Below are 23214 nucleotides of genomic sequence, written 5' to 3'. Positions count from 1 at the left end.
GCGCAAATTAGCTAAAATGCGCCGGATACCTGAAAATGCCCGGAAATCCGGGAGCGTCATTGTGCCGCCGTGCCCAATGAGGGGATGGCGGAATGAAATCCAGATTGATGGTTGCAATAGCGCTCGTGATCGCCATGCTGGCGGGCACGGTGGAAGTTCAGGCAGCGGGCGCCCAGTCACCGCTCGGTTTCAAGATTTTCTGTATCAAGAACCCCGGTGAGTGCCAGCCTGGTGGCAAGTCCTCGGTACCGATGACCGACGCCACCATGCAGACGCTCAAGCGCGTCAATCTGTCGGTAAACAATGCCATCCGCCCCAAGAACGACAATCGGGGCAAGGACGTCTGGACGCTGAACGCCAGCAGCGGCGACTGCGAAGACTATGTTGTCACCAAGCGTTCCCGGCTGATCAAGCTAGGGCTGCCGCCTGGCGCGCTCCGCATCGCCTTTGCCAAGACCCGCTCGGGCGAGGGGCACGCGATCCTCATCGTCAAGACCAGCCAAGGCGACTTCGTGCTCGACAACCGCACCAACGCGGTCAAGCTCAAGGCCCAGGCCGGCCTGCGGATCATCTCCATGTCGGGCGCTAACCCGAAGTCGTGGACCGGCGCCTGATCCATCGGCTCTGCCGCAACGAGAAAAGGGCCCCGAGGGGCCCTTTGCCTTTTTCGCGAACCTCGTTGGTCGGCAGCTTAGCTATTGCTGGCCGGCTCGGGTATGGGGTTGATCGCCGACGTCGGTGAGAAATCGCAGCTGTCGATCTGCTGGCCGATCAGGATGTATTCGGCCTTGACGTCTGCATCGAGCACCTTGCCGGCCGCTGTCGAGATCGCCTCGGGCAATTCAGTCTCGGCAATCTTGCAGTCCGGATCGTCGCGGTACAGTTCCACCAGCTTTAGGATCAGTTCAGTGATCTGCGGGTCAGCCTCCGCCGAGGGGGCCCCGATTACGCCAAGAAAGTCGGCCACGGCCTTGATGCACTGGCCATCCCGGCTGTGGTCGTCCTCATACTGGAGATTGATGACGTCAGTACAGACCGTCATCACTTCATCTATGGTGCTGCTCTGGGCGAGGGCCGGAAGCGGCACGGCCACCGGGAGAGACAACACCAGCGCCGCCGCAGCTGTAATAAGCCATCTCATAGCGCTTTCCTTACACGGTACATTAATACCTCGTTAAGTAAGCGCCTCGCTCGGCGGAAAGTCAACAAATCTGGGCGCGCCGGGCAATCAGTTCGGGACAGGGTTAATCGCGGGGCCTTGGCGACGACCAATTACGGTCCCGGCCGCGGCCAGGCCAAGTTGTGCTGTCTCGGCTATAGAGCAAACAGAGACGGACCGCGGAGTATTTCTGCCCGGACCGCGGGCTCGACGACACGCCGGGGACGCTCCGCGATCTCACGACAACTGTCGTGGGGAAAAGCTGAACTGTTTTGTCTGATTATCCCAGTCGCCCCCGCGCGCGCCTCCGCCTGTCCGGTCGGGGCGACGTAAATCGTTCGTGATCACGCCAACCCTTGGCAAAACCTGGATGCTTGATGCGCCCGCGGCGGCTGGCCGGTCGGCTTTTTAGTGGCCGTTACAAGGCACTGATGTGATTACGTCCTTGCGCTTCTGGTTAATATATCGTTAAGTTCATATGGGTTGCGGAGCCTTAAGTACTGTGAGTGCGGACGGTTCTTCTGACGTCCGGGGTGCGAGGTGCCGCCCATGGCAGAGATATCATTTGGCCAAAATCCCCGACAGCCGCTGCGTCGGGATGCAACCTTCCAGATCGCTTCGGTACACCCAGCAAGGCCGCCCATCGTCACAAATCACAGCGGACTGCCGCTGCGGTGGCGCGACGGGATGCCGATCGTGGCGTCCTCGACGTTTGCTGGCCATTGTTATGCGGTGCTGAAGCGCGCCGTTGATATTGTAATGGCTATCGCAGCGATAGTAGTTCTCGCCCCGTTGCTGCTGGGCGTGGCGCTGGCGATAAGGCTGACGAGCCCGGGGCCCGTGCTGTTTCGGCAAATGCGCGCGGGGCGGAACGACACGCTGTTCCAACTCTACAAATTCAGAACCATGCGCGTAGACGTGTGCGATCACTCAGGTGTTGCGCAAACAGTGCTCGGCGATGAACGCGTCACACCGATAGGCCGGTGGCTGCGCTGCTCGAGCCTGGACGAGCTTCCTCAACTCTTCAACATCCTGCGGGGCGACATGTCGTTCGTCGGCCCGCGTCCGCACGTTGCCGGGCAGCTGGCCGGCGGCAGGCCGTACCGGGCGCTCGTCGCCTACTACGATATGCGGCGCAGCGTTCGACCCGGGTTGACCGGCTGGGCGCAGGCGAATGGGCTGCGAGGGCCGACCGACGATCCGACCAAGGCGCGCGAACGCGTCGAGCACGACATGGCCTACATCCAGAATGCCTCCCTCCTGCTGGATTTCCGGATCATCTTCCTCACCGCCCGAGACGAGTTCATTTCGGGCAGCGGCAACTAGGCCTCGACCAGGTTAGGCGTCAATCAGCCGAACCAGTCGCGCCCGCTGGCGAGTGAGCCAGCGGAGAGCGGCGTATCGCCGTGGAGCCCGGTACTGGAACAGGGCCCGCTGCACCGCGGCCGCAACACGTGGATCGACCGCCGGACGATCGGCGAGATAGGCCTCGAACCACTCAAGGAAATAGCGGCGGACCTGATGGTAGGTCGGCCCCGTGCCAAGCGTTGCGATGATCGAATTCGGATGCTGCCGATAATCGAGCCATACCTCGCCGGCGAAGTAGACCGGTGCTGCCAGGTAGAGCTTGGCGAGGAAGGCCTGGTCCTCATAGAGGTGATAGGGGCGGCGGAAATGTTCTTCGAAGCCGCCCAGTTCCAGCACCAGCGAACGCCGGAGCAGCAGATCGGACGGGCAGGGGGCGTCGGCCCCCCCGAGCGGATAGGTGAGGAGCGAAGGGTCAGGGGGCTGCACTGGCACGTCCTGCCACGGACCGGACGGGACGATCCGATCATCGCCGCCGGCCCACGAACTCCAGTACCGGGTGGCCCCGCAGACCATTCCCAGTTCCGGATGCAGGGCGAATATCGCCAGCTGCTCGTCCAGCTTATCCGGTGCCCAGACATCATCGGCGTCGAGCAGGGCTATGAAGTCTCCGGTTGAGGCACGGATCCCGACATTCCGTGACGCACTGAGACCCAGGTTCACGTGTCCGGCGTGTTCTAGGTAGCTTAGCCGGGGATCAACCGCTGCATAGTCCTTCGCGATCTTTGAACTACCGTCGGTCGAACCGTCATCGACCAGAAACAGCTCGAAATCCTTCATCGTCTGGGCCAGCACGCTGTCGATTGCGGCCGGCAGGAACTCGGCGCCATTGAGAAAACAGATGACGACGCTGACGATCGGACCGCTCATGGCCTTACCTCAAGGCCATCGATGAACCGCAGCAAATCCTCGCCTGACTGGTTGGGCACCGCGACACGTGGCAACAGCATCTGGTCGTCCCGGCGTCGTATCGCCGCCCTCCGGGTCGTACACGCCCATGCGAACCCGGCACCGCGCGCCAGGCCGGCGACCGCGGCGTTGCAATCGCCATACGGGTAGGAGAGGCCCACGACCTCCGCTTCGGCGATCGCCTCCACGGCTCTCTTGCCTTCAGCGATCTCCGCCCGCGCCCCGTCGAGCCCGATGCTGGCGAGCGGCCGGTGCGTAGACGTGTGCGCCCCCAGGTTGATCAAGCCGCTCTCCGTGCAGCGCCGAAGCGCCGCGGCGGTTGCGGGAAGGTCCTCCGGCGGCGCTGGGGCCGCGGCACTTTGCTCCCCCATGGCATCGAGTGCCGCCTCGATCTGCGGCAGCGCAAGCAGCCTCAGCGACTCCCAGAGTTCGCGGAATACGCGCTGCCGGCTCGTCACCGGGGGATCCCAGCCGCGCCACGGCGTTGCATCTGCCAGCTCGTCGTCGCCGCCGAAGCCGACATTGCGATCCAGCATCGGCAGGTCCCATTGCCCAGGCCCGGGATGCAGCAGCACAAGCCGGGCCAGTTCGTCCCACCAGAACTCGCGCTCGCGTCCCACATATGAGGTGGCAATGAACCACGTGGCCGGCGCCTCGTGCGCTGCGAGGATGGGTGCCGCGGTGGCGACATTGTCGGCATAGCCGTCGTCGAAGGTTATGCCGATGGCGTCGCGGGGCAGGGCGCCGGCCAGCTGTCGCGCGGCAAAGTCGGCCATCGGCAGCAGCGTGCGCCGGTCGGCAAGTGCTTCGATCTGGCTTGCGAAGTTGTCGGCGGAAACTGCTATCTCCCACGGATCGACGGCCGGCGTGGCCACCCGGTGGTACATGAGAATGACCGGTTCGGATCGCCCGCGAAATCGATCGAGAATGCTCAGCATGATCGCTTCATGCCTTCCGCGCCCGCAGCGTCACGATCACTGGGTAGGCGCGGGCATCGTCGGCGTCGAGCTTTGCGGTATCCAGCTCCTCCACCACCAGCCCCTGCAGGTAGGTGGTTGCCGCATAGACATTGCCGTGCGCCTCGATCGCGATCTGGTCCTCGCCGAAGACCGGCCCGAACAGCCGGTGCATGGCGGCGGGGGTGATCATCCAGAACCAGCCCCGAACTCCCCATTCGCCCCGATCGACCTGGCTGATGCCGGGCACGGTGGCGAGCAGCACGCCGCCGGGCGCGAGCGCGGCATACAGGTTGCGCACGGTCGTATCGAGATCGAAGATCAGCTGCAGCGTCTGGGTAAGGACGATGCAGTCGAAGCTATCAGCGGGTAGCGTGCCGGCGACGCTGATGTCCCCCACGATGGTCGCGCGGGGGTTGCCGGCATGGACGTGCAGAATGTCCTGCCGAACGACATTGGCACCGCCATACCGCCTTGAATACGTGTCTTCGCCAATCTCCAGCACGCGGCCGCGTACATCCTGTCGGCTGCGCTCCAGAAAGCCCTCGATATAGTACCGGTCGACCGGCGTCCCGCGGCCCCATCCGAAGTCGCCGTGTACCGGCACGGTCTGGTCGAGGTCACCCAGCCGGACGGTGCCAACCGGCCTTCCGCCGCGAACGAGACGCCGCGCCCGATTGAGCGCCGATGCCGACAAGAGGGCCTTGAGCCCGCGTCGCACCACTTGCTTAGGCGCGATGGCAAGGCTGTCCCCGAGCTTCGAAAGTCGTTCGCCAAAACTCCGCCCAGGTTCCGCCGCCTGCTTCAGCGCGACGCCGGCATAGTAGCGCTTCCAGGCTGCCTTGCCCTCAGCGGCTCCGGCGTCACCGGAATATCGGTCGAGCACCCTCAATGTGGTGGCAAGCATACGCCGGGGATCGCCGGACATGTTGCCGCCGTGCCAGCGATACTCGGCGACCGGCTGTGAATAGCTCACGATCGGGTGGAGGCCGGTGAGCTTGAGATAGACGTCGTAATCCTCGCAGAGCCGCAGGCCCGCGTCATAGCCGCCTGCCGCTCGCAGCATCCGGGTCCGGTACAGCACCGTTGCGTGCATAGCGATGGGGTTGCCGCGCAAAAGAGTTTGGTGGGGATGCTCGCCCGGCGGTGAGTAAAGGTCATCCGAGATGGGCGCGCCGGTCGCGTCGATCCGGCGAAATCCACCATATGCGAACACGGCGTCGGCATTCTGCGCCAGCGCCCGTGAGCCGGCCTCGAGCGCCTGCGGCAGCAGCCGATCGTCGGCATCGAGAAAGCAGATGAACTCGGTATCGGCCGCTGCGAGACCCGTGTTGCGGGCTGACGCCAGACCCTGGTTGGCCTGCCGGATAATCCGCGCTTGCGGGTAGCCGGCCACCACCTGTTCCGGGTGATCGTCGGAACCATCGTCCACCACGATGATGGCCGATGCAGCAGCTGTCTGGTCGATCACGCTCTGGATGGCATCGCCGAGAAAGTGCGCATGGTTGTAGGTGTTAATAACCACGGTCACCCCGGCCGAACCGGGCCGTGCCGCGACATCACTCCGATCGGTATGCGAGTCCATCGGCTTGCGTCACTCCGTCGGGACTGTCCGCATGTTTATAGAAATACCTCAGACCATCAAAGTAACCACGCAGTTCATCCTTAAACACGACATCGTCAGGCCTGGGGATGCGGAGGACTATGCGGGTCGCGCGGCGGGCGTACAAATAGGGCATCCGCAGGAATAGCCGCCGCAGGTTGCCCCAATGACCGAAGCGCTGGAACTGGATGAGCAGCGAAACGACGTAGCCCTGCACATAGTCGTGGATCTGCCCGCGCAGCGCCGACATCTCGCTGCGATGGCGATGGTAGGAAACGATGCCGGGTTCGTATCGGCAGGTCCCGCCGGCGGCGATGATGCGATACCACATTTCGGAATCGTCACTGCATCCCGATGCTCCAGCGCCGAGACGCAGGTCGAACATCCCGAGCCGGGCAAACACCGACCGTCGGAACGCCATGCTCGCGCCCGCCCCGATGTCGGAAGCCGGGCAGCCGAGCATGCTGTTGCGAGTCATGAACTCCGGACCGTAGTCGATACGCGCAAAGCCTCGCCCGAACGGCCACTTGAACTCGAACAGCCGCTGCGCCTCGGTTCTGAGTTCGATCGGCAGCACCAGGCCGGTCACCGCCTCGATCTCCGGTGCGTCGAAGGCCAGGGCCATCCGCTCCGTCCAGGCGGCATGCAGGGCCACGTCGTCGTCACAGAAGGCAACGAGGTCCGAGGTGGCGGCGCGCAACCCGGCGTTGCGCGCATAGTCGAGCCCCTTGCGCGGTTCGTGCACATACCGCACCCCGGGATTGGTCTCGACGACAGCTCGGGCCGAGCCGGTAGAACTGTTGTCGATGACGATGATCTCGTCCGCCGCTCGAGACTGGCCGCGGAACGATGCGAGGCACCTCGCCAGATCATCCGGGCGATCACGGGTCGGGATCAGGACGGACAGGCTGAGCGGTTCCCCGGCGCCCTTCGACACGCCGGCAGCGGGTACCGCTATGCCCAATCCGCGCGCGATGATCGCCCGCTGATCCGGCATCGTCGGCACCGGGGCGACGATCCACTGGCCGACCGGACGATTGTCTTTCCAATAGACGATAAACGCGCCGGCGCCAGCGACGTGCTGCACATCCTGCCGGGTTAAGGACGTTTCCAGATCGACATGCACGATTGGCCATTGCACAGGTGCTGATGTTGACTGGTCTGCCATTTGGTCCATTCTTAGTCGGCACGCAGGTCAGGGTAGCGGCTTGCCGCGAGTGTTGAAAGCTCGACTGGGGATACTCTTGCTGCGCAAGTTAATATCTGCCGTGCTCGTTTCGCCGGAAAGCCCGCTCTTCCCCCTGGCTGTCCGTTTCGCCTGGACCATCCCGGTAGTGGCAATCCTCGTTTCGCTGGCTGGTGCGCTCGAAGGCCTGAGCATCGGCCTGCTGATGCCATTGCTCGAAACGCTGGGCGGCAGCGGATCGGCCAGTGGGCTCGGCTTCCTGGCCGGCGTCGGCGACTGGTTTCCCGCCGAGTATCGGCTAGTCGGCCTGTCCCTGCTCATCCTTGTCGGCATCGTTCTCAAGGGCGTGTTGGGCATAGCCAGCGCCGTATTCGTCCACTGGGTCGACGGCCAGGCGAGCCACGCCATCCGCACGCAACTGGCCGAGCGGCTCGTCAATGTCGGGTACCCGTTTCTGCTTCGGGCCGACTCCATTCGCCTGTTGAACATCATCTCAACCGAGTCGTGGCGTGCATCCGACGCGATCCAACTGATGTTCCGGGCCATTTCCAGCGCCGTCACCATCGCGGTGTTCCTGTTGTTCGTCGGGCTGGTGCAGTGGCAGTTGTTCGTCGTGGCGCTGGTCGGCGTTTTGCTCATCCGCCTGTTGCAGACGCTGGCGACAAGGAACGTGAATGTCATCGGCGCCAAGGTGAGCGCGGCTAACCTCGGTCTCGGCGACCGCATGATCGCGCTGTGCCTTGGCATTCCGCGGCTCGTTCGCCTGTTCGGCCGCGAGCGCGAGGAGCAGGAGCGCTTCGATGCCGCGTCCAACGACGTGCGGCGCACCATGCTGGACGCATCCATCGCGACATCGATGGTAGGCCCTGCCTTCGAGGTGCTCTATGCCCTGCTGTTCCTGGGTATCTTCATCGTCGCCCACTGGCTTGGCGTAGCACTGAGCACGCTGATCGTCTTCCTGCTGCTGATGTATCGCATGCAGCCGCACATCCGCGACCTCAGCACGGCTGGCGTCGAGATCGCCACCCGGCGCAGTTCCATCGCCGAGGTCGAGTGGCTGTTGGATGCATCGCGCGCCGAACCGCTGCCTGGTGGCACCGGGCCATATCCTGGGCTTCGCGATCGCATCAGCTTCGAACAGGTCAGCTTCGGCTATGATGTCTCCAGCGATCGCGACGCCGCGCTGCGTGAGGTGAGTTTCGCCATCCGAGCCAACCGAAGTACAGCGTTGGTGGGGCGCTCCGGCTCCGGCAAGTCGACGATCGTCAACTTGCTGGCGAGGCTCATCGAACCGACTGGCGGGCGCATAAGCATCGACGGCGTCCCGCTGTCGACGATCGAACCGACCGCCATGCGCGCTCGCATGGCGATCGCCGGGCAGGATGCCGAACTCTTCAACGGCACGATCGCTGAGAACATCCGCTACGGCACTCCGGAAGCAAGTGAGGCTGAGATCGTCGACGCTGCCATGCGTGCCGATGCGCACGGCTTCATCTCCGCCTTGCCGCTGGGCTACGCTACCGAACTGCAAGGCCCCGGTTTTGGCCTCTCGGGTGGGCAGCGGCAGCGCATCGGTCTGGCCCGCGCGCTCCTGCGAGATCCCGACGTTCTGATCCTCGACGAAGCGACGAGTGCTGTGGATGTGGTTTCGGAGCGGGCGATCATGGACCTCGTCAGCAACAGGCGCCCGGGACAGACGCTGATTGTCATCAGCCACCGCGAGTCAACCGTCGCCTACTGCGAGGATTGCATTGTGCTCGAGGCAGGCGCGGTCCTCGAGGCGAGGCCGACAGACGAGATCTCACCAAAACTGGTTCGCAAGGCGATCGAGGAGATCGGCGCGGCCCTCAGCGAGGCGGAAGCGTCAGTCGACCGGTTGTGAGCGTCGAAGCCACCTGGCAACCCGGGACCGGGCGATCCGCCGCCGCAAGCTGGCGGGCGTATCATTCCGCTTGATCTCGAATCGTGGAAGGGCGAAGCGATCCTCGCCCGATCGCGCCAATCCGTCGTGGAGGGCAAAGGCCAGCTCGTATCCCGCAGCGGCTGTAGCCGCCCGAACGCGCTGGTCGTGCTCTCCAAACGTGTAGCCGAAGAACCGGATCGGGCCGAGCCCAAGGGCCTCCAGGTCACGCCGGCTGCCGGCGATTTCGTCGTCCAAACCGGCATCGGTGAGGCGCGGCAGCTCCGGGTGCGTACGGCTGTGGCCACCGATCTCGATCCCGCCGTCGCGAATTCGCTTGAGCCCTTCGAGATCGAGCAGCGGCATCGGTCGCCCGCCCTTTGCAACGTCCCAGGAGTTACCGCCACCGATCTCTCCCGAGACGACAAAGGCAACTGCCGGGATGGAGCGCGCGCGCAGGATCGGCAGCGCCACGTCGAGCAGGTCGGTGTAGCAATCATCGAACGTAACCAGCACGGGCTTGGTGGGCAGCGGGGCGTTGTCGGTCATGTACCGGAGCAACTGCTCGCCACTGATGAAGCTGTGCCCCGACGCCAGCAGCGCGTCGAGCTGCGCCGCCATTAGCTCGGGAGGCAAGCCATACGGGGCGAGGAACCCCGCGTCCGACAGGTCGGCGATGGCGTGAAAACACATCACGACGACCGGCTGCGGCTTCGGCATCCCGCCGGCGCGGGCGACGCCCCGCCAGTACTGCATGTCGCGAACATTGTAGAACAGCTTCGCCCACCTGCTGTCCCTGCCACCTCTCGAAAAGCCGTAATAGGCAAGCTGCGTGAGGGCCGCCGCGATCGGTGCCGTCAGTCGCGGGAACCGTGCCATCGGCTGCCAGTATCGGCGCGCCCGGCGGCTGTCGGCGCCGTTCAGCTTGAAGAGCTCCAGTCCGCGATCGGGGTGCTTACGCGAGAAAATGACGTCGGCCTCGCCTGCGTCCCGCCATTGCTTCATATATTGCCTGGGCCCGACAACATAGTTCTGCCAGGTGATCGCCGAGGCATTGAAGACGACCCTTGCCTGCCGCTGCAGCAGGCGATAGCCGAGGTCGATATCCTCGTTGCCGAAACTGCCCCCCTCGGTGAACTTCCCATCGAAGCCATTCAGCTCTTCGAACAATGCGCGGGGCAGGGAAATCTGCCCGGTGAGCATATCGTGAAGCGTCAGCGGACCGCCGGTCTCCAGCCGGGCTTTCCGCTCCTCCGTCCACTCGGCAACGCCGCGTGCGATCAGCGTGTCGGGGGCCCGCGGATGCAACGGCATGTGCCCCAGCACCACGTCGGCTCCAGCCTGATGTGAGCGCCCGTGCTCCGCCAGCAACTGCGGGTGCGCCTCCATGTCGTCATCGATGAACAGCAGATATCGGCCGCGTGCCAGTCGCGCGCCGTGGTTGCGCGCACTGCTCGCGCCGGCGTTCGGCTGCTCCACCACGCTGAACGGAAAGGGCACGCTGAGCGCCCTCAGTGCCGCGGCGCTGCCGTCGGTCGAACCATCCACAACCACGATGCATTCGAAGCTGATGCCGCCCTCTTGCGCGGCCAGCGACTGTACGAGGGCGACCACTAGGTCGCGCCGCTGAAACGTCGGCACAACGACGCTGAACTCCGGCGCAGCCATCCCGTCTACTTGAACCCGATGGGCTTGAGAACCTTGATCACCCAACGATAACGAGCCTCATTCTGAACCTGGGTCAGCGCTTCCTGCCGGTATTCAGCCGCCAGCCCCCGCCAGATGGTGTCGGATCGCGCCGTGGTGAGGCCGGAGAACATCGAGACGATGATCGCCCCGTCCTCCGCCAGCCAGCGGGACCAGTGGCGCACCACAGCCAGCGGATCATCGAAATACTCGAGCACCTCGTTGAAGACGATCAGATCGTAAGTCCCGGGAGGTTCGAATGTCGCGGCGTCGGCTGCGACGAAACTGTTCCGCTCGTCCTGCCGCGGCGCCATGCGAGCGATCGCCTCTTCCGAAATGTCGATGCCCAGGTAGCTGCCGACCTTGGTGTGATCGAGTCGGTCGTGCAGGATCCCGTCCCCCGCGCCGACCTCGGCGATGCTGCCGCCGGGTTTCAGAAAGTGGCAGTAGCCGACGACCACGCTGAAGCGTGACAGTTCGCCGATGCCTCTGAGATATTCCCAAGTCCCTCCGGCGTACTGCTCGTCCAGGTGCGCCTTGCCGCCTGACATCGGCCGGTAGGGGGCGACTCGCGACAATTGCCGGGCGGCCGCGTTCGCCATGTCGGTTGCCATTGTCTGCAGTCTGCTTCGTAGCCGCGTCAACGCTGTTACTCCTGCAGGATAATTGATCGATCGCCAGTGTATCCAGAAGCTTCAGCGGCCCGCTGTCGAATGACGACCGCTCCGCCGTTAAGGTTATCACCTACATCAATGCAACGAAGCGAATTTTGGCGTATTGTTGAAGATGACGGGCCTTGGGACATTGTGAACAGTCAGCGCGCAGCAAGGGGGTGGCAGGGCGCGCTGGCGGTAGTGACGACACATTGACTCGGTTTGCTCACGGCCACCGTCGCTGGAGCATGGGACTTGAAGGTAGCCATCGTTCACGATTGGCTCGTAGTGGAAGGCGGCGCCGAACGCGTCCTAGCCGAGATACTCGCCCTGTTTCCCGAAGCGGATCTGTTCTCCGTCGTCGACTTCCTTCCCAAAGAAAATCGCGCATTCCTGGGCGGACGGACCCCGCGTACCACCTTCGCCCAGAAGCTGCCGTTCGTGCGCCGCCACTATCGCAAGTATCTGGGGCTGATGCCGCTGGCGATCGAACAGCTCGATCTTTCACCCTACGACCTGGTCATCAGTTCTTCCTACGCGGTAGCCAAAGGCGCCATCACCGGGCCGGCGCAGATTCACGTCTGCTACCTGCATAGTGCTGCACGCTACGCCTGGGACCTGCAGGCCACCTACCTGCATGAGGCCAAGCTCGAGCATGGTCCGTTGAGCTGGTTCGCCCGCTGGCTGCTCCACAAGTTCCGCATCTGGGATGTCCGTACGGCCAGCGGGGTCGATCACTTTGTCACCAATTCGCGCTTCGTCGCCGGCCGCGCGCGCAAGTTCTACGGGCGCGAAGCCGTGGTGGTGCATCCGCCGGTCGACGTGACGGCCTTTACCCTCGGCGACGCACACGAGGATTTCTATCTCACCACCTCGCGACTGGTGCCCTACAAACGTGTGCCCCTGGTCGTCGAGGCATTCGCAGCAATGCCGGAGCGCCGCCTGGTCGTGATCGGCGACGGCCCCGAAATGCCGAGAGTCCGTGCCGCGGCGGCGCCGAACGTCACTGTTCTCGGCTATCAGGATCGCGACACCGTCATCGACTACATGCGCCGCGCCAGGGCCTTCGTGTTCGCGGCGGAGGAGGATTTCGGGATTACCCCCCTCGAGGCTCAGGCGGCCGGCACCCCGGTGATCGCCTACGGCCGCGGCGGCTCGCTCGAAACCATCGTCGTCAAGCCGCAAAATCGGACGGGCGTGTTCTTCCACGAGCAATCGGCCGCGGCGATCGCGGCCGCAGTGGCCGAGTTCGAGGGCCTCTCCTCAACCATCTCACCCGCCGCGTGCCGGGAGAATGCGCTTCGCTTCTCGTCGGATCGCTTCCGCGAGGCTTTCATGGACGAGGTTCAATACGCGCTCAACAGGCGACACAGGACGGCGGCGCGGCACCCCTCGTCGAAGACGGCACAGCGGTGACCGAGGTGCAGTCGCACATCAGGAGGCTGACTGGGATGCTCAGTCCGCGCACCTGGGCGGGGCTGGCTTCGGTGTCGATCTGGCAGGCTGCAAACTACCTGCTGCCGCTGCTGACCTTCCCCTATCTGGCGCGCGTCCTGGGGGTGCAGGGCTTTGGCTATCTGGGGGTGGCACTCGCCGTGGCGGCCTTCGCCGGGGTGATTGTCGACTGGGGCTTTGCGTACACCGCCTCCCGCGCCATTGCCCAGCAGCGACAGGTCGCAGGCGCGGCCAACAGGATAATCTGGGCGACAACCGCCGCGAAGGTGGGGCTCGCCCTGCCGACCATGGCCGCGGTCATTGCGGGAACCACGTTTCTGGTCGCCGACCCGGTGCTCCGGCTGACCATCATCGCATCGAGCTTGGGCGTCGTCGGGTCGGTCCTGTCGTTGGAGTGGGCGCTGCGCGGCAGCGAGTCCTTTCGCGAGTTCATGTCGGCATCCGTCCTCGGGAGGCTCGTCATTGTGCCGCTGGTCTACCTCTTGGTGCACCAGCAATCTGACGTCTGGATCGCGGCGGGGTTGACCAGCCTCGGCTCGTTCATCGTTGCCGCCCTGACGATAAACGCTGCCCTGCGCCGGGGACTGCTGCAACGTCCTCGACTGTCCCTTGAAGCTACCGTCTCGCAGTTGGCCGAGGGCAGCTTCATGTTCATCTCGGCGATCCTCACCAACGTTTACTCGAGCGGATTGTCGCTGATCCTCGTGCTCACCTCGGGCACCCACCAGGCCGGGTTGTATTCCGGGGCGGATCGGACGAAGTGGCCGTTTATCAGCCTCCTAAACCCGATCATCATGGTTGCCTATCCCAAGATGAACGCACTGGTCGGTGAAGCCGCGGAGGATGCGCGACGCACGGCGATTTCCCTGCTGAAGCTGCACGCCGCGGTCGGCGCGGGCATCGCGGTCTGCCTGTTCATCTTTGCGCCGCTCGTCGTCGCGATCCTGCTCGGTGATGCCTTCGGCGACACGGTGCCGGTGCTTCGGATCCTCTCCGGTGTCATCGTCCTTAGCGCTCTCAACTCCGCCATGGGCAAGCTGATCATGCTGCCGTTCGGGCTGAACCGGCAGTTCACGCTCTGTATCTTCGCCGGCGCCGCAACGGCTGCAATAGCTGCCCCGCCACTCTGCCTCCTCTACGGGGCGCTGGGCGCTGCAGTGACCATCAATCTGGCTGAGGCCGCGATGGCGATCAGCTTCTTTTTCACGTTGCGCGCGCAGCTCAACTGGTTCTTTCCGAGCCGGAGGCGGCTATGAATGTAGTTCGTCAGGTGTCGCCGATGAGAAAACGACGGACGCAGGCTCTGACCGCACCGGAGCGCATGACGATTTCCGTCGTCGTGCCCACCTATATGCGCGTCGACGACCTGAGCCGATGCATCGCCGCCCTCGACAGCCAGTTGCGGGTGCCTGACGAAGTCATCGTCGTCTGGCGCGCCGGCGATGAGGAGACTGAGCGGCTGCTCGCCGAGCGGACCGGAGGCAGAACCCGCATCCGCGGCGTCTGTGTTGATGAGCCCGGCCAGGTGGCGGCCCTGAACGTCGGCCTGCAGGCCGCCGCCGGCGACATCGTAGCCTTTACCGACGACGACGCGGCGCCCTTTCTAGACTGGCTCTTGCGGATCGAGCAGCATTTCAAGGCAGACGGTCGATTGGGTGGGGTAGGGGGGCGCGACTATTGGGATGGCGTTCATCGCAAGGGTAACCACCCTGTCGTTGGCCGGGTGCAGTGGTTCGGCCGGTGCATCGGATTCCATCACGAGGGTGTCGGTGAGCCGAGAAACGTCGAAATTCTCAAGGGAGCCAACATGAGCTTCCGCCGCGGCGCCATCTCAAACGGCTTCGACCGGCGGCTTCGCGGCGATGGGGCCCAGGTCGCCAACGACCTCAAGCTTGCGCTCGAGGTGAGAAAGCAGGGTTGGACGCTCGTCTACGACCCCAACGTTGCCGTCGACCACTATCTTGCGGTGCGGCACGACGACGACAAGCGCACATACCGGACTCCCGCCGCCCAGACCAACGCCTCCCACAATCAGGCGCTTGCGCTGCTGGACTACCTTTCGCTCTGGCAGGTGCCTGTCTATCTGGCCTGGACCGTGGCGATTGGCTCTCGGGAGGTCCCTGGTATCGCGCAGGTGATCCGTCTCAAGCTCAGCGGCGTAGACCGCGTCGGCAGCATCTATTGGGCCTCGCTGCGCGGCACGCTGGCCGGCATCCGAACATGGTTGCGGCGATGACCGATATCCCCGCACAGCGACGCAGCCTCGGGGACGTCATCACCCCGCCGACGCTGCTGCAGATCGGGGTTCTGCTGATCTGCCTCGCCGCACTGCTAACAGGGCAGGCGCGGCTCCTCTACTATGCTTTCACGCCAATGTGCCTGATGGCGGGCTTCGTCCTGTTCCAGCGCTATCCGGCGCACTACGTCCATTTCACCATGTGGCTTTGGATGCTGGCGCCCTTCGTTCGACGCCTGGTGGACTGGCAGACGGAGTACAGCACCCTCAATCCGGTACTGCTCGCCCCGCTGCTGGTGAGCAGCTTGTCATTCCTGACGGTGATCAGGATTTCCCGCCACCTGCACGAGAACCGCTACTACCCCTTCAGCCTCTTCCTGCTGATGATGATATTCGCCCTGCTCGTCGGCATCATGGCATCGGGACCATTCGCTGCGGGATACAGCTTCCTGGCCTGGCTGGCGCCGCTTTCGGTCGCCTTTTACATCCTGTCGCAGCCTGCCCACGCCGCGAATTTCGGCAGGGCCATGTTCGGATCGCTCGCGTTTGCCGGTTTGTTTGTGGGCGCCTACGGGCTCTACCAATACTACTTCGCCCCCGAATGGGACACATTCTGGATGATCAACGCCGACATGTTGTCGGTCGGCTATCCGAAACCGGGCGAGATACGCGTTTTTGCCACTCTGAATTCCCCCGGCCCACTGGCCATCTTCATGGCGGCATCTCTCATCGTCCTGGCGGCGAACAGCGGCGTGCTGCGCTGGGTGGCGGCTCTGCCTGCAGCAGGCACGCTGGTGCTTTCGCTGGTCCGCGCTGGGTGGGGCGGCCTGGTGGTCGGGCTGGTCGCCATGCTGCTGATGGGGCCACCCCGTTTGAAAGCGCGTTGGCTGCTTTCCATCCTGTTGGCCGGTGTCGTTGTTGTCCCGGTACTGGCCATCCTGCCGTTTTCCGACACAGTAGCGGAGCGTTTCGAGACGTTCGCCAGCCTTGAAGACGACACGAGCTTGAGAGTCCGTGCCGACTTCATCGATGGCCTGCTGAACGCCACCTTCACGAACCCGATCGGCCGTGGGATGGGCGCGACAGGTGCCGGCACGCGACTGACCAACCAGTCCGGCAGCCTGGGGGAATACGGCATCTTCGACAGCGGCGTGCTGGATATCTTCTTCACTTTTGGCTGGGGCAGTTTCATCGTGATCGCAGCGCTGGTGATGATTTTCAATCGCGCTGTTCGCAACGGCAGGCGCAGCATCGAGGGCAGTGCGGCAGCCTCCGTCGCCATCGCGACGCTGTCGCTGCAGCCCTTCACGAATATGTTGCTTCAGGGCCCGGGCATGCTCATCCTACCCTTCTTCGCTCTTGCCATCGTGCTGGGTGAAAGCAACTCGGAACAGGCGCGCGAACGTCCACCGGAGGAGCTGATGCGGTGAAGATCGCGATCGTTACACACCGGTTCGCGCGAAACGACGGCCAGGGCCGCGTCAACTACGAAACCGCCTTGCGCTCCGCCGAGCTAGGTCACGAACTCTACCTTGTCGCCGCATATGTGGCGCCCGAACTGCTCAAATACCCCCATGTGCGCTGGGTGAAGATTTCGTACGGCGTCATGCCGAGCAGCCTGATCCGCTATCAGGTCTTTGCCTTTCGAAGCTGGCTTTGGCTTCGCGCCAACCGCTCCTGGCTGGACATCGTGCACGTGAACGGCGCAATCACCTGGGCTCGCGGTGATCTGAACTCCGTCCACTTCGTTCACAGTGGCTGGCGCCAATCCGACCACTTCTCCAACTCACCGGGCTGGCGGGGCACCTACCAAGGCCTGTTCGGCTGGTTCAATGCTCTCGCCGAGCGACGTTCCTTCCTCGATGCCACGCAGATCGTCGCAGTGTCGCCCCATCTGGCCAGAGAAATTGCCGATCTCAGCATCGAGCCTGGTCGCATAGAGGTCGTGCAGAACGGCATCGACGCAGCCGAGTTTTCACCAGGGGTGGGCGATCGGGCCCGGTTTGGCCTGCCTGCCGCAGGTGTCATGGCGGCTTTCGTTGGTGACTTGATGACCGAGCGCAAGAACCTCGACACCGTGTTGAGCGCGGTAGCGGGTGTGCCCGATCTCCATCTGGTGGTCGCCGGAACTTCTGATGGCAGCCGCTTTCCCGCCCTGGCCAAGCGGCTCGGCATCGCCGACCGGGTCCATTTCGTCGGCATGGTCAAGGATATGCCACTGCTGTTGCGCTCGGTGGATTTCCTCGTCTTCCCGTCGCGATACGAACCGTGGGGCATGGTCGTGCCCGAGGCCATGGCTGCCGGTTTGCCGGTGATCACCACGCGGTCGACCGGAGCCAGCGAAATCGTCGCTGAGGACGCGGGCTTCGTTCTCGATGATCCCGACGACGTGCATGTGTTGGCAGCGGTCATCCGCCAGGTCGCGTCCGACGCTGCGCTACGCGCCGCGGCAGGCCTGCGGGCGCGCGAGATCGTGCAGCCCATGTCCTGGGGGAGGATGGCCGATCAATATGTGGCCCTCTATGCGAGCCTGTTGGCCCGGCGACAGACGCGTGTCGGATCACGCAATTGAGGACCCTCCAGATTGGTCTGGATTGGTTCCCCGAGCGCGCCGGCGGCTTGTCGCGCTATTTCTACGAGTTGGTCGCGGCCGCCCCTTCCGTCGGTCTTGATGTCCGCGGCCTCGTGACCGGCTCTGCCAATATCGCCGCCTCTACCGCCGGCAAGGTCACCGCTTTTGCGGCGAGTACTGCTCCCATGCCTCAGCGGTTGCTGGCCGCTCGCACGGCCATCGGCGGGGCTCTTTCCAGCTTCGACCCGCAGGTCGTTGGCTCGCATTTCGCGCTTTACACCCGAGCGGCCCTCGATCGGATCGACCGCCCGCTGGTCGCCCACTTTCACGGACCGTGGGCGCTGGAGGTGGCGACCGAGCGGCGGCAGCGGACGTCGGTCATGCGTCAGTGGATAGAGGCGAGCACTTATCGCCGGGCCGACTTGTGTGTTGTCCTGTCTACCGCATTTGGCCGGGTGCTGAGCGAGTCATACGGCGTCGCGCCGGACCGCATCCAGGTGATCCCTGGCGGCCTCGATGCCGAGCGCTTCCGTCAGCCGGTCGGCCGCGCCGAGGCACGCCAACGGCTCGGCTGGCCCGCCGATCGCCGAATTGTCTTCGCTGTACGGCGGCTGGTGCGGCGCATGGGGCTGGAGTCGGCGATTGCCGCGATCGCGCGGATCAAGACCACCCACCCGGACGTACTGCTGATCATCGGCGGGCGAGGCCCGCTGCAGGCCGAACTCGCCAAGGCGATCGAGGACGGCCAATTGGGGGGGCATGCGAAGCTTATCGGCTTCGTAGCGGAAGCCGATTTGCCGCTGGCCTATCGGGCGGCGGACCTCAGCCTCGTGCCGACCGCCAGCCTCGAGGGCTTTGGCCTGATCGCCGCGGAGTCCCTCGCGGCCGGCACACCGGTCCTCGTCACCCCGGTTGGCGGATTGCCCGAGGTGGTGACCGCACTGGAGCCCGAACTCGTGCTCGAGGGCGGCAGCCCCGAGGAGATTGCGGCGGGACTGGATGCGGCCCTTTCCGGCCGGATCCGGCTGCCGGACGCCGAGGCTTGCAGCACCTATGCGGCATCGCATTTCGGCTGGCCGAAGGTGGCGGCAGACGTGAGGGATGCCTATGCCCGGCTCCTCTGATCCCGCAGCCGAATTGCCTGTGCTCTTCATCGGTCAGACTGGTGCCTTGGGCGGCGCCGAACTGTCGCTGCTAGACACGCTGAAATCGCGATCCCGCACCGCCCGGATGATCCTCCTGGCCGACGGTCCATACCGCGAGCTGCTCGAGACAGCGGATGTCGACGTAAGGGTAGTCGATGGCGGCATCCAGGTTCGCCGCGACAGCGGACTATGGGCCGCCCTTGGCAGCGCCGTCTCGGTGGTCCGAACTGCGATTGCGGTCGCGAGGCAGGCCGGCCCCTACGCGGTGATCTATGCCAATTCGCAGAAGGCCCTCGTGGTCGGCGCACTTGCCTCGCTTCTGGCGCGCCGACCGCTGATCTGGCACCTCCGCGACATTCTTAGCTCCGAGCATTTCAGTTCGACCCTGCGCAAGGTGGCCGTCCGCGTGGCCAATTTTCGGGCCAGCATCGTGCTCACCAACTCCCGAGCGACGGCGGAGTCCTTCCGCGCCTCGGGTGGCAAGGTCGCGACCACCGTTATTCACCAGGGCGTTGCGTCGGAGCGGTTTGACGCGATCGACGCCGAAACTGCATCCAGCACCTTGCGCCAGGAGCTTGCCACCGGCCGAAACACGCTCGTCGGGGTCTTTGGTCGCCTCGCGCACTGGAAGGGGCAGCACGTCGCCATCGAAGCACTGAAGGGCCTGCCGGAAGTCGACCTCTTGCTGGTCGGCGCCCCGCTATTCGGCGAAGAGGCCTACGAGCAGGAACTGCGGCGACAGGCCCAGGCTTGCGGCGTTGCCCACCGGGTCCATTTTCTCGGCTTTCGCTCGGATGTCGCTTCCCTGATGAAGGGCGTCGACATCGTCGTCCACTGCTCTGTTGCCCCGGAGCCGTTCGGCCGAGTGGTCGTCGAAGGCATGCTGGCCGAGCGGCCGGTCATAGCGGCGGATGCCGGTGGTGTCTCGGAGATCATCGAGAACGGCGTGCACGGTATCCTCGTGCCACCCGGCGACGCCGGCGCCCTTGCCGATGCGCTCGGCGCGCTCGCGGCCGATCCCGCGTTGCGAAGCCGTCTTGCTGCGGCGGGGCGAGCCCACGCGCTTGCCGATTTCTCCCTCGAGGTCTGTCTCGCGGCCGTCGACCGGGCCATTGTCCAGGCCGCCACGGGCAAGAGTCAGCGATGACGAAGCCGGCAGCCGCGCCGCTCGTATCGGTCGTCATCCCGGCCTTCAACGCCGAGGCCACGCTGCGGGCCACACTGCAGTCTGCGCTTGCTCAAACCTACCAGCCCATCGAGATCCTGGTGGTCAACGATGGCTCGACCGATGCAACGGCCCAACTCGTCGCCGAATTTGCCGAAACTCACCGCAACATCCGCTGCATCACGACCGCCAATGCCGGCGTGGCTGCAGCGCGTAACAGGGGCATCGCCGAAGGCCGCGGAGAGTACGTTGCGCCGCTCGACGCCGATGACCTCTGGCACCCCGCCCATGTCGCCGAGCATGTGAAGGCATTGGAGGCGGCGGGAGAGGGGGCCGCGGTTGCATATTCGCCCTTCGTCCTCATCGATGCCGACGATCGGGTCTTTCGGCATTCGCCGGTCTACCACCAGAGCGGCCGCGTCTTCGATTTTCACCTGCGCTCAAATCTTGTCGGGAACGGCAGCAGCATGACCATGCGCCGGTCTGCCGCGCTGGCGATGGGCGGTTATCCTGTTTTCCTGCGCGATGAGGGGCTGCAGGGCTGCGAGGATCTGTTCCTGCAGCTCCGGCTCGCCCACGGATTCGACTTCGTCAGCGTGCCGCGGGTCCTTACCGGCTATCGTCGGACCCCCAGCAACATGTCGGCGAACGAAGCCCGCATGCTGCGCTCCCGCGTGCGGGTGATCAGGGCGATGGCCGAGCTCCCCGGCGTCACCGACAGGCTCGCCTACCATCGCGCGCTTTACGATGGGTGTGGCCTGCTCGTCACCTGGCTGTTCTACGACGAGGGTGTCCGTCCGGCTCTGGTCGAACTGAAGCGCCAGGTGCGCGGGCCGCTGGATGCGATCCTCGTGCCGCTCTTCGCTGCGGGTCACGTCGTCATGCGGGGGGCAAGGCGTGTCGCCAAGCGGGTGCTCGGCCCGGCCCGGAAACCGGAAGCGGCCGGCCCGAGCTTCGGCGAGTGGATCAGCGGCTGATCAGGTCGTATCGCTGTAGTAGTAGCTCTCGTACTTGCCTTTGTACGAAGCGCTGGCACGATCCTGCTGGTTCAGGACGCCCTGCAACTCGGCCTCCGGTGCCTTGGCATCCTTTAGGCTCGCAAGCGCCATCTTGGCTTCCGCCTGCGAGGTCGTGCCCGACCGAAGCACGAAGAGGATGAAGTCCGCGCTTTGCGCCAGGTACAGGCCATCGACCACGGGCCCCACAGGCGGGGTATCGAGGATGACGACGTCGTAGGTATCCCGGATCGTTTCCAGCATCCTTGCGAACGCGCGCCCGGTGATCAGCTGGTCCGTGGGCACATCGCTTGGGCGCGCCCCCACGATGACCCGCGCCTCGCTGGCGTTGTCCTTCTCGGTGATCGCTGACAGGTCCAGCTCGGCGTGATCGTCCCTGAGGTAGTCGATCAGCGACGTCGATGGGTTGAGCCCGACCATCTTGTGAACGGTTGGCTTGCGCAGGTCACAGTCGACGATAACCACGCTGCGGCGTGCCAGCGCATAGGCTCGGGCAAGCGACAGCGCCACCGTGCTCTTGCCCTCGTTGGCGGTCGACGACGTGATCATGATGACCACGGCCTTGCCGCTCTCACGCGCCGTCCCGCCCTTCAGTGCCTTCCTGTGCGTCGCCTGATCGATCGCGACTTTGACGCGCCGGATACCCTCGGGGAACGAGGACATCGCCGCCGTCACCATCAGGTCGGCCAGCCCACCCATATTGCCGGCATCACGCGACGCGCCCTTTTCGCGCGGCAACGCCGCCGCAATCGGTATCCGCAGCACCGCCGCGGCCTGCTCCTCTGTCAGGATTCCACCCAGGATGTTCTCCCGCAGGAACGCCAACACCACCCCGAGACCCAGCCCGGTGAGCCCGGCCAGCGCAAGAGTAAGGTTGATGTTGGGGAACGAGGGCCGGCCCGGAACCAGCGCCGCCGAAACCACGCGGCTGTCTGCCACCTGCAGCGAGGCCTGAGCTTCCATGTCCTGGATGCGCGTGAGCAGCGTCTGGTACTGCGCCCGCGCCAACTCGGAATTCTGCTGCAACTCATAAATCTTGGCGAGAATGTCGGGCGACAGCGAGCTGCTCAGCACTGCCGTACGAAGCTGCTGGCGAACCTCGCCTTCCTGCGACTGTGCTTCGGAGACGCTCCGCCGCAAGCTGGTGAGTTCCCCCGCCGCTGCATCGACCAGGCGCTGTTCGACCTTGGCCAGTTCGGCGCGCAGGTCGATGGTCTGGTCTGCCGAGGCGACCTGGATTCGAGCGCTCAGTTCGCGTTGCTGCCGATCGAGTTCGTCCAGCGCCTCCGACTGCAACGTCTTGGCCAATGTCGACCAATTGCGCTGGTTGAGGCTGAGTTGTGCGAGTTCCGCGCGCTCGCTGTCGGCGGCGCGCGTCGAGGTCAGGCCCGCCAGTTTGTCGCGCATGCCGGCGATGTCCGAGCGCCCGGTCTCCGTCACGATCTGCGACAGGCTCGTATTGATGAAGGCGTCGAACGCCCCTTCCGAGGTGACGATGGCTTCGCGCGCCTGCGTCATGCGGGCCTGCAGCGCGTCGCGCGACATCAGGCTGCTGTTCACCTTGGCCGACACCTGGTCCTGGATGTACGCAGCGGCCCAGACATTGGCGATGTCGGCGGCGAGCTTCGGGTCCTCGGCCGTTGCTGTGATGTCGACGAGATTGGTCTTGTTGCGGCGGCTGACCTCGATGGAGTTCCGCAGCGTCAACAGCACACGGCCCAGCGCCGCGTCGCCGGTCGGCAGGGTAGGGCGACCCAGCTGGAGGAACGCCATCACCCGGTCGACCAGCCCCAGCTTCACCCCGAATTCGGCATCGCGAACCAGGTTCATTTCCTTGATGACGTTCATCAGGATGCTGGTCGACTGCAGGATTTCGACTTCGCTGTCGACCCGTGCATTGTCGATCTCGGCGCTGCCGCCCTGGTAGCCCGGATCGAGCAGATTTTTCTGGCTGGTATCGACGAGCAGCAGCACCGATGCGGAGTATCTGGGCGTCAGCGAGAAGACGACAAGCGCCGCGAGCCCCACCGCCACGACCAGCACGATCACGATCAACCGCAGTTGGCGGCGCAGGAGCCCGACTAGATTTCGCAGTTCGAAGTCAGCGTCTTCCATAGTACCGCGCTTAGCAGAACGGACAAACGGCCGGCGCCGCCTTGCCACAACAAATGCCCAACATAGTCTTGGGCGGCAATACACTTCTTCGAA

19 protein-coding genes are annotated in these 23214 nt (G+C 64.5%); 11 read left to right on the top strand and 8 right to left on the bottom strand.

Annotated elements, in window-relative coordinates; translation table 11 throughout:
• Positions 1-92: 92 nt before the first annotated feature.
• Positions 93-614, top strand: coding sequence for a transglutaminase-like cysteine peptidase (locus AC1DWU_RS17460; RefSeq protein ID WP_477151278.1), 522 nt, complete (start codon positions 93-95; stop codon positions 612-614).
• Between the two features lie 77 nt (positions 615-691).
• Here AC1DWU_RS17460 and AC1DWU_RS17455 read toward each other — a convergent pair whose 3' ends face one another.
• Positions 692-1141 carry a hypothetical protein gene (locus AC1DWU_RS17455; RefSeq protein WP_477151277.1) on the bottom strand — a complete coding sequence of 150 codons (450 nt, stop codon included), beginning with the start codon at positions 1139-1141 and terminating at the stop codon, positions 692-694.
• Between the two features lie 567 nt (positions 1142-1708).
• Between AC1DWU_RS17455 and AC1DWU_RS17450 the strand changes: the two genes are divergently transcribed.
• Positions 1709-2485 carry a sugar transferase gene (locus AC1DWU_RS17450; protein ID WP_477151276.1) on the top strand — a complete coding sequence of 259 codons (777 nt, stop codon included), beginning with the start codon at positions 1709-1711 and terminating at the stop codon, positions 2483-2485.
• A 12-nt stretch (positions 2486-2497) separates the two neighbouring features.
• Here the strand turns inward: AC1DWU_RS17450 and AC1DWU_RS17445 are convergent, their stop codons facing one another.
• Genes AC1DWU_RS17445 through AC1DWU_RS17430 form a run of 4 tightly spaced genes read right to left on the bottom strand, consistent with a single transcriptional unit; the run spans position 2498 to position 7160 of the window.
• Positions 2498-3394, bottom strand: a complete 897-nt coding sequence (locus AC1DWU_RS17445; RefSeq protein WP_477151275.1) for a glycosyltransferase family 2 protein — start codon at positions 3392-3394, stop codon at positions 2498-2500.
• The gene (locus AC1DWU_RS17440; protein WP_477151274.1) at positions 3391-4371 is read right to left on the bottom strand and encodes a polysaccharide deacetylase family protein; all 981 of its coding nucleotides are present in this window, start codon (positions 4369-4371) and stop codon (positions 3391-3393) included. Before AC1DWU_RS17440 ends, AC1DWU_RS17445 begins: the two co-directional genes overlap by 4 nt.
• A gap of 7 nt (positions 4372-4378) precedes the next feature.
• On the bottom strand, positions 4379-5974 hold the full coding sequence (locus AC1DWU_RS17435) for a glycosyltransferase (protein WP_477151273.1): 1596 nt from the start codon (positions 5972-5974) through the stop codon (positions 4379-4381).
• A complete protein-coding gene (locus AC1DWU_RS17430) occupies positions 5949-7160 on the bottom strand; it encodes a glycosyltransferase family 2 protein (protein WP_477151272.1) in 1212 nt (403 codons plus the stop codon). The genes AC1DWU_RS17435 and AC1DWU_RS17430 overlap by 26 nt, the downstream gene beginning before the upstream one ends.
• Positions 7161-7236: 76 nt before the next feature.
• On the opposite strand from AC1DWU_RS17430, the gene AC1DWU_RS17425 reads away from it, so the two are divergent.
• Positions 7237-9060, top strand: a complete 1824-nt coding sequence (locus tag AC1DWU_RS17425; RefSeq protein WP_477151271.1) for an ABC transporter ATP-binding protein — start codon at positions 7237-7239, stop codon at positions 9058-9060.
• Here the strand turns inward: AC1DWU_RS17425 and AC1DWU_RS17420 are convergent.
• Both AC1DWU_RS17420 and AC1DWU_RS17415 read right to left on the bottom strand, forming a co-directional pair.
• Positions 9043-10746 carry a glycosyltransferase gene (locus AC1DWU_RS17420; RefSeq protein WP_477151270.1) on the bottom strand — a complete coding sequence of 568 codons (1704 nt, stop codon included), beginning with the start codon at positions 10744-10746 and terminating at the stop codon, positions 9043-9045. The two genes, AC1DWU_RS17425 and AC1DWU_RS17420, sit on opposite strands and share 18 nt — an antisense overlap.
• Before the next feature lie 5 nt (positions 10747-10751).
• Positions 10752-11378 (bottom strand): class I SAM-dependent methyltransferase, encoded by a 627-nt coding sequence (locus tag AC1DWU_RS17415; protein WP_477151269.1) that lies wholly within the window; start codon positions 11376-11378, stop codon positions 10752-10754.
• A gap of 294 nt (positions 11379-11672) precedes the next feature.
• Here AC1DWU_RS17415 and AC1DWU_RS17410 point away from each other — a divergent pair, with 294 nt between their 5' ends.
• The 8 genes from AC1DWU_RS17410 to AC1DWU_RS17375 are packed head-to-tail and all read left to right on the top strand — an operon-like array spanning position 11673 to position 20967.
• On the top strand, positions 11673-12833 hold the full coding sequence (locus AC1DWU_RS17410; protein WP_477151268.1) for a glycosyltransferase: 1161 nt from the start codon (positions 11673-11675) through the stop codon (positions 12831-12833).
• 35 nt (positions 12834-12868) lie between these two features.
• Positions 12869-14128: an oligosaccharide flippase family protein gene (locus tag AC1DWU_RS17405; RefSeq protein ID WP_477151267.1), complete on the top strand. Its 1260-nt coding sequence runs from the start codon at positions 12869-12871 to the stop codon at positions 14126-14128.
• On the top strand, positions 14125-15108 hold the full coding sequence (locus AC1DWU_RS17400; RefSeq protein WP_477151266.1) for a glycosyltransferase family 2 protein: 984 nt from the start codon (positions 14125-14127) through the stop codon (positions 15106-15108). Before AC1DWU_RS17405 ends, AC1DWU_RS17400 begins: the two co-directional genes overlap by 4 nt.
• Positions 15105-16538: an O-antigen ligase family protein gene (locus AC1DWU_RS17395; protein ID WP_477151265.1), complete on the top strand. Its 1434-nt coding sequence runs from the start codon at positions 15105-15107 to the stop codon at positions 16536-16538. Before AC1DWU_RS17400 ends, AC1DWU_RS17395 begins: the two co-directional genes overlap by 4 nt.
• Positions 16535-17680, top strand: a complete 1146-nt coding sequence (locus tag AC1DWU_RS17390; RefSeq protein WP_477151264.1) for a glycosyltransferase family 4 protein — start codon at positions 16535-16537, stop codon at positions 17678-17680. The genes AC1DWU_RS17395 and AC1DWU_RS17390 overlap by 4 nt, the downstream gene beginning before the upstream one ends.
• A gap of 47 nt (positions 17681-17727) precedes the next feature.
• Positions 17728-18804, top strand: coding sequence for a glycosyltransferase family 4 protein (locus AC1DWU_RS17385; protein ID WP_477151263.1), 1077 nt, complete (start codon positions 17728-17730; stop codon positions 18802-18804).
• A complete protein-coding gene (locus tag AC1DWU_RS17380; protein ID WP_477151262.1) occupies positions 18788-19972 on the top strand; it encodes a glycosyltransferase in 1185 nt (394 codons plus the stop codon). The genes AC1DWU_RS17385 and AC1DWU_RS17380 overlap by 17 nt, the downstream gene beginning before the upstream one ends.
• The gene (locus AC1DWU_RS17375; RefSeq protein WP_477151261.1) at positions 19969-20967 is read left to right on the top strand and encodes a glycosyltransferase family 2 protein; all 999 of its coding nucleotides are present in this window, start codon (positions 19969-19971) and stop codon (positions 20965-20967) included. The genes AC1DWU_RS17380 and AC1DWU_RS17375 overlap by 4 nt, the downstream gene beginning before the upstream one ends.
• On the opposite strand, the gene AC1DWU_RS17370 is transcribed toward AC1DWU_RS17375, so the two are convergent.
• Complete coding sequence (locus AC1DWU_RS17370) at positions 20968-23121, bottom strand: GumC family protein (RefSeq protein WP_477151260.1); 2154 nt, start codon at positions 23119-23121, stop codon at positions 20968-20970. It lies immediately after the preceding gene.
• Between the last annotated feature and the right edge of the window lie 93 nt (positions 23122-23214).

Source organism: Devosia sp. P2_G7 (assembly GCF_056403495.1).
This window is presented reverse-complemented; position numbering and strand designations above follow the sequence as displayed.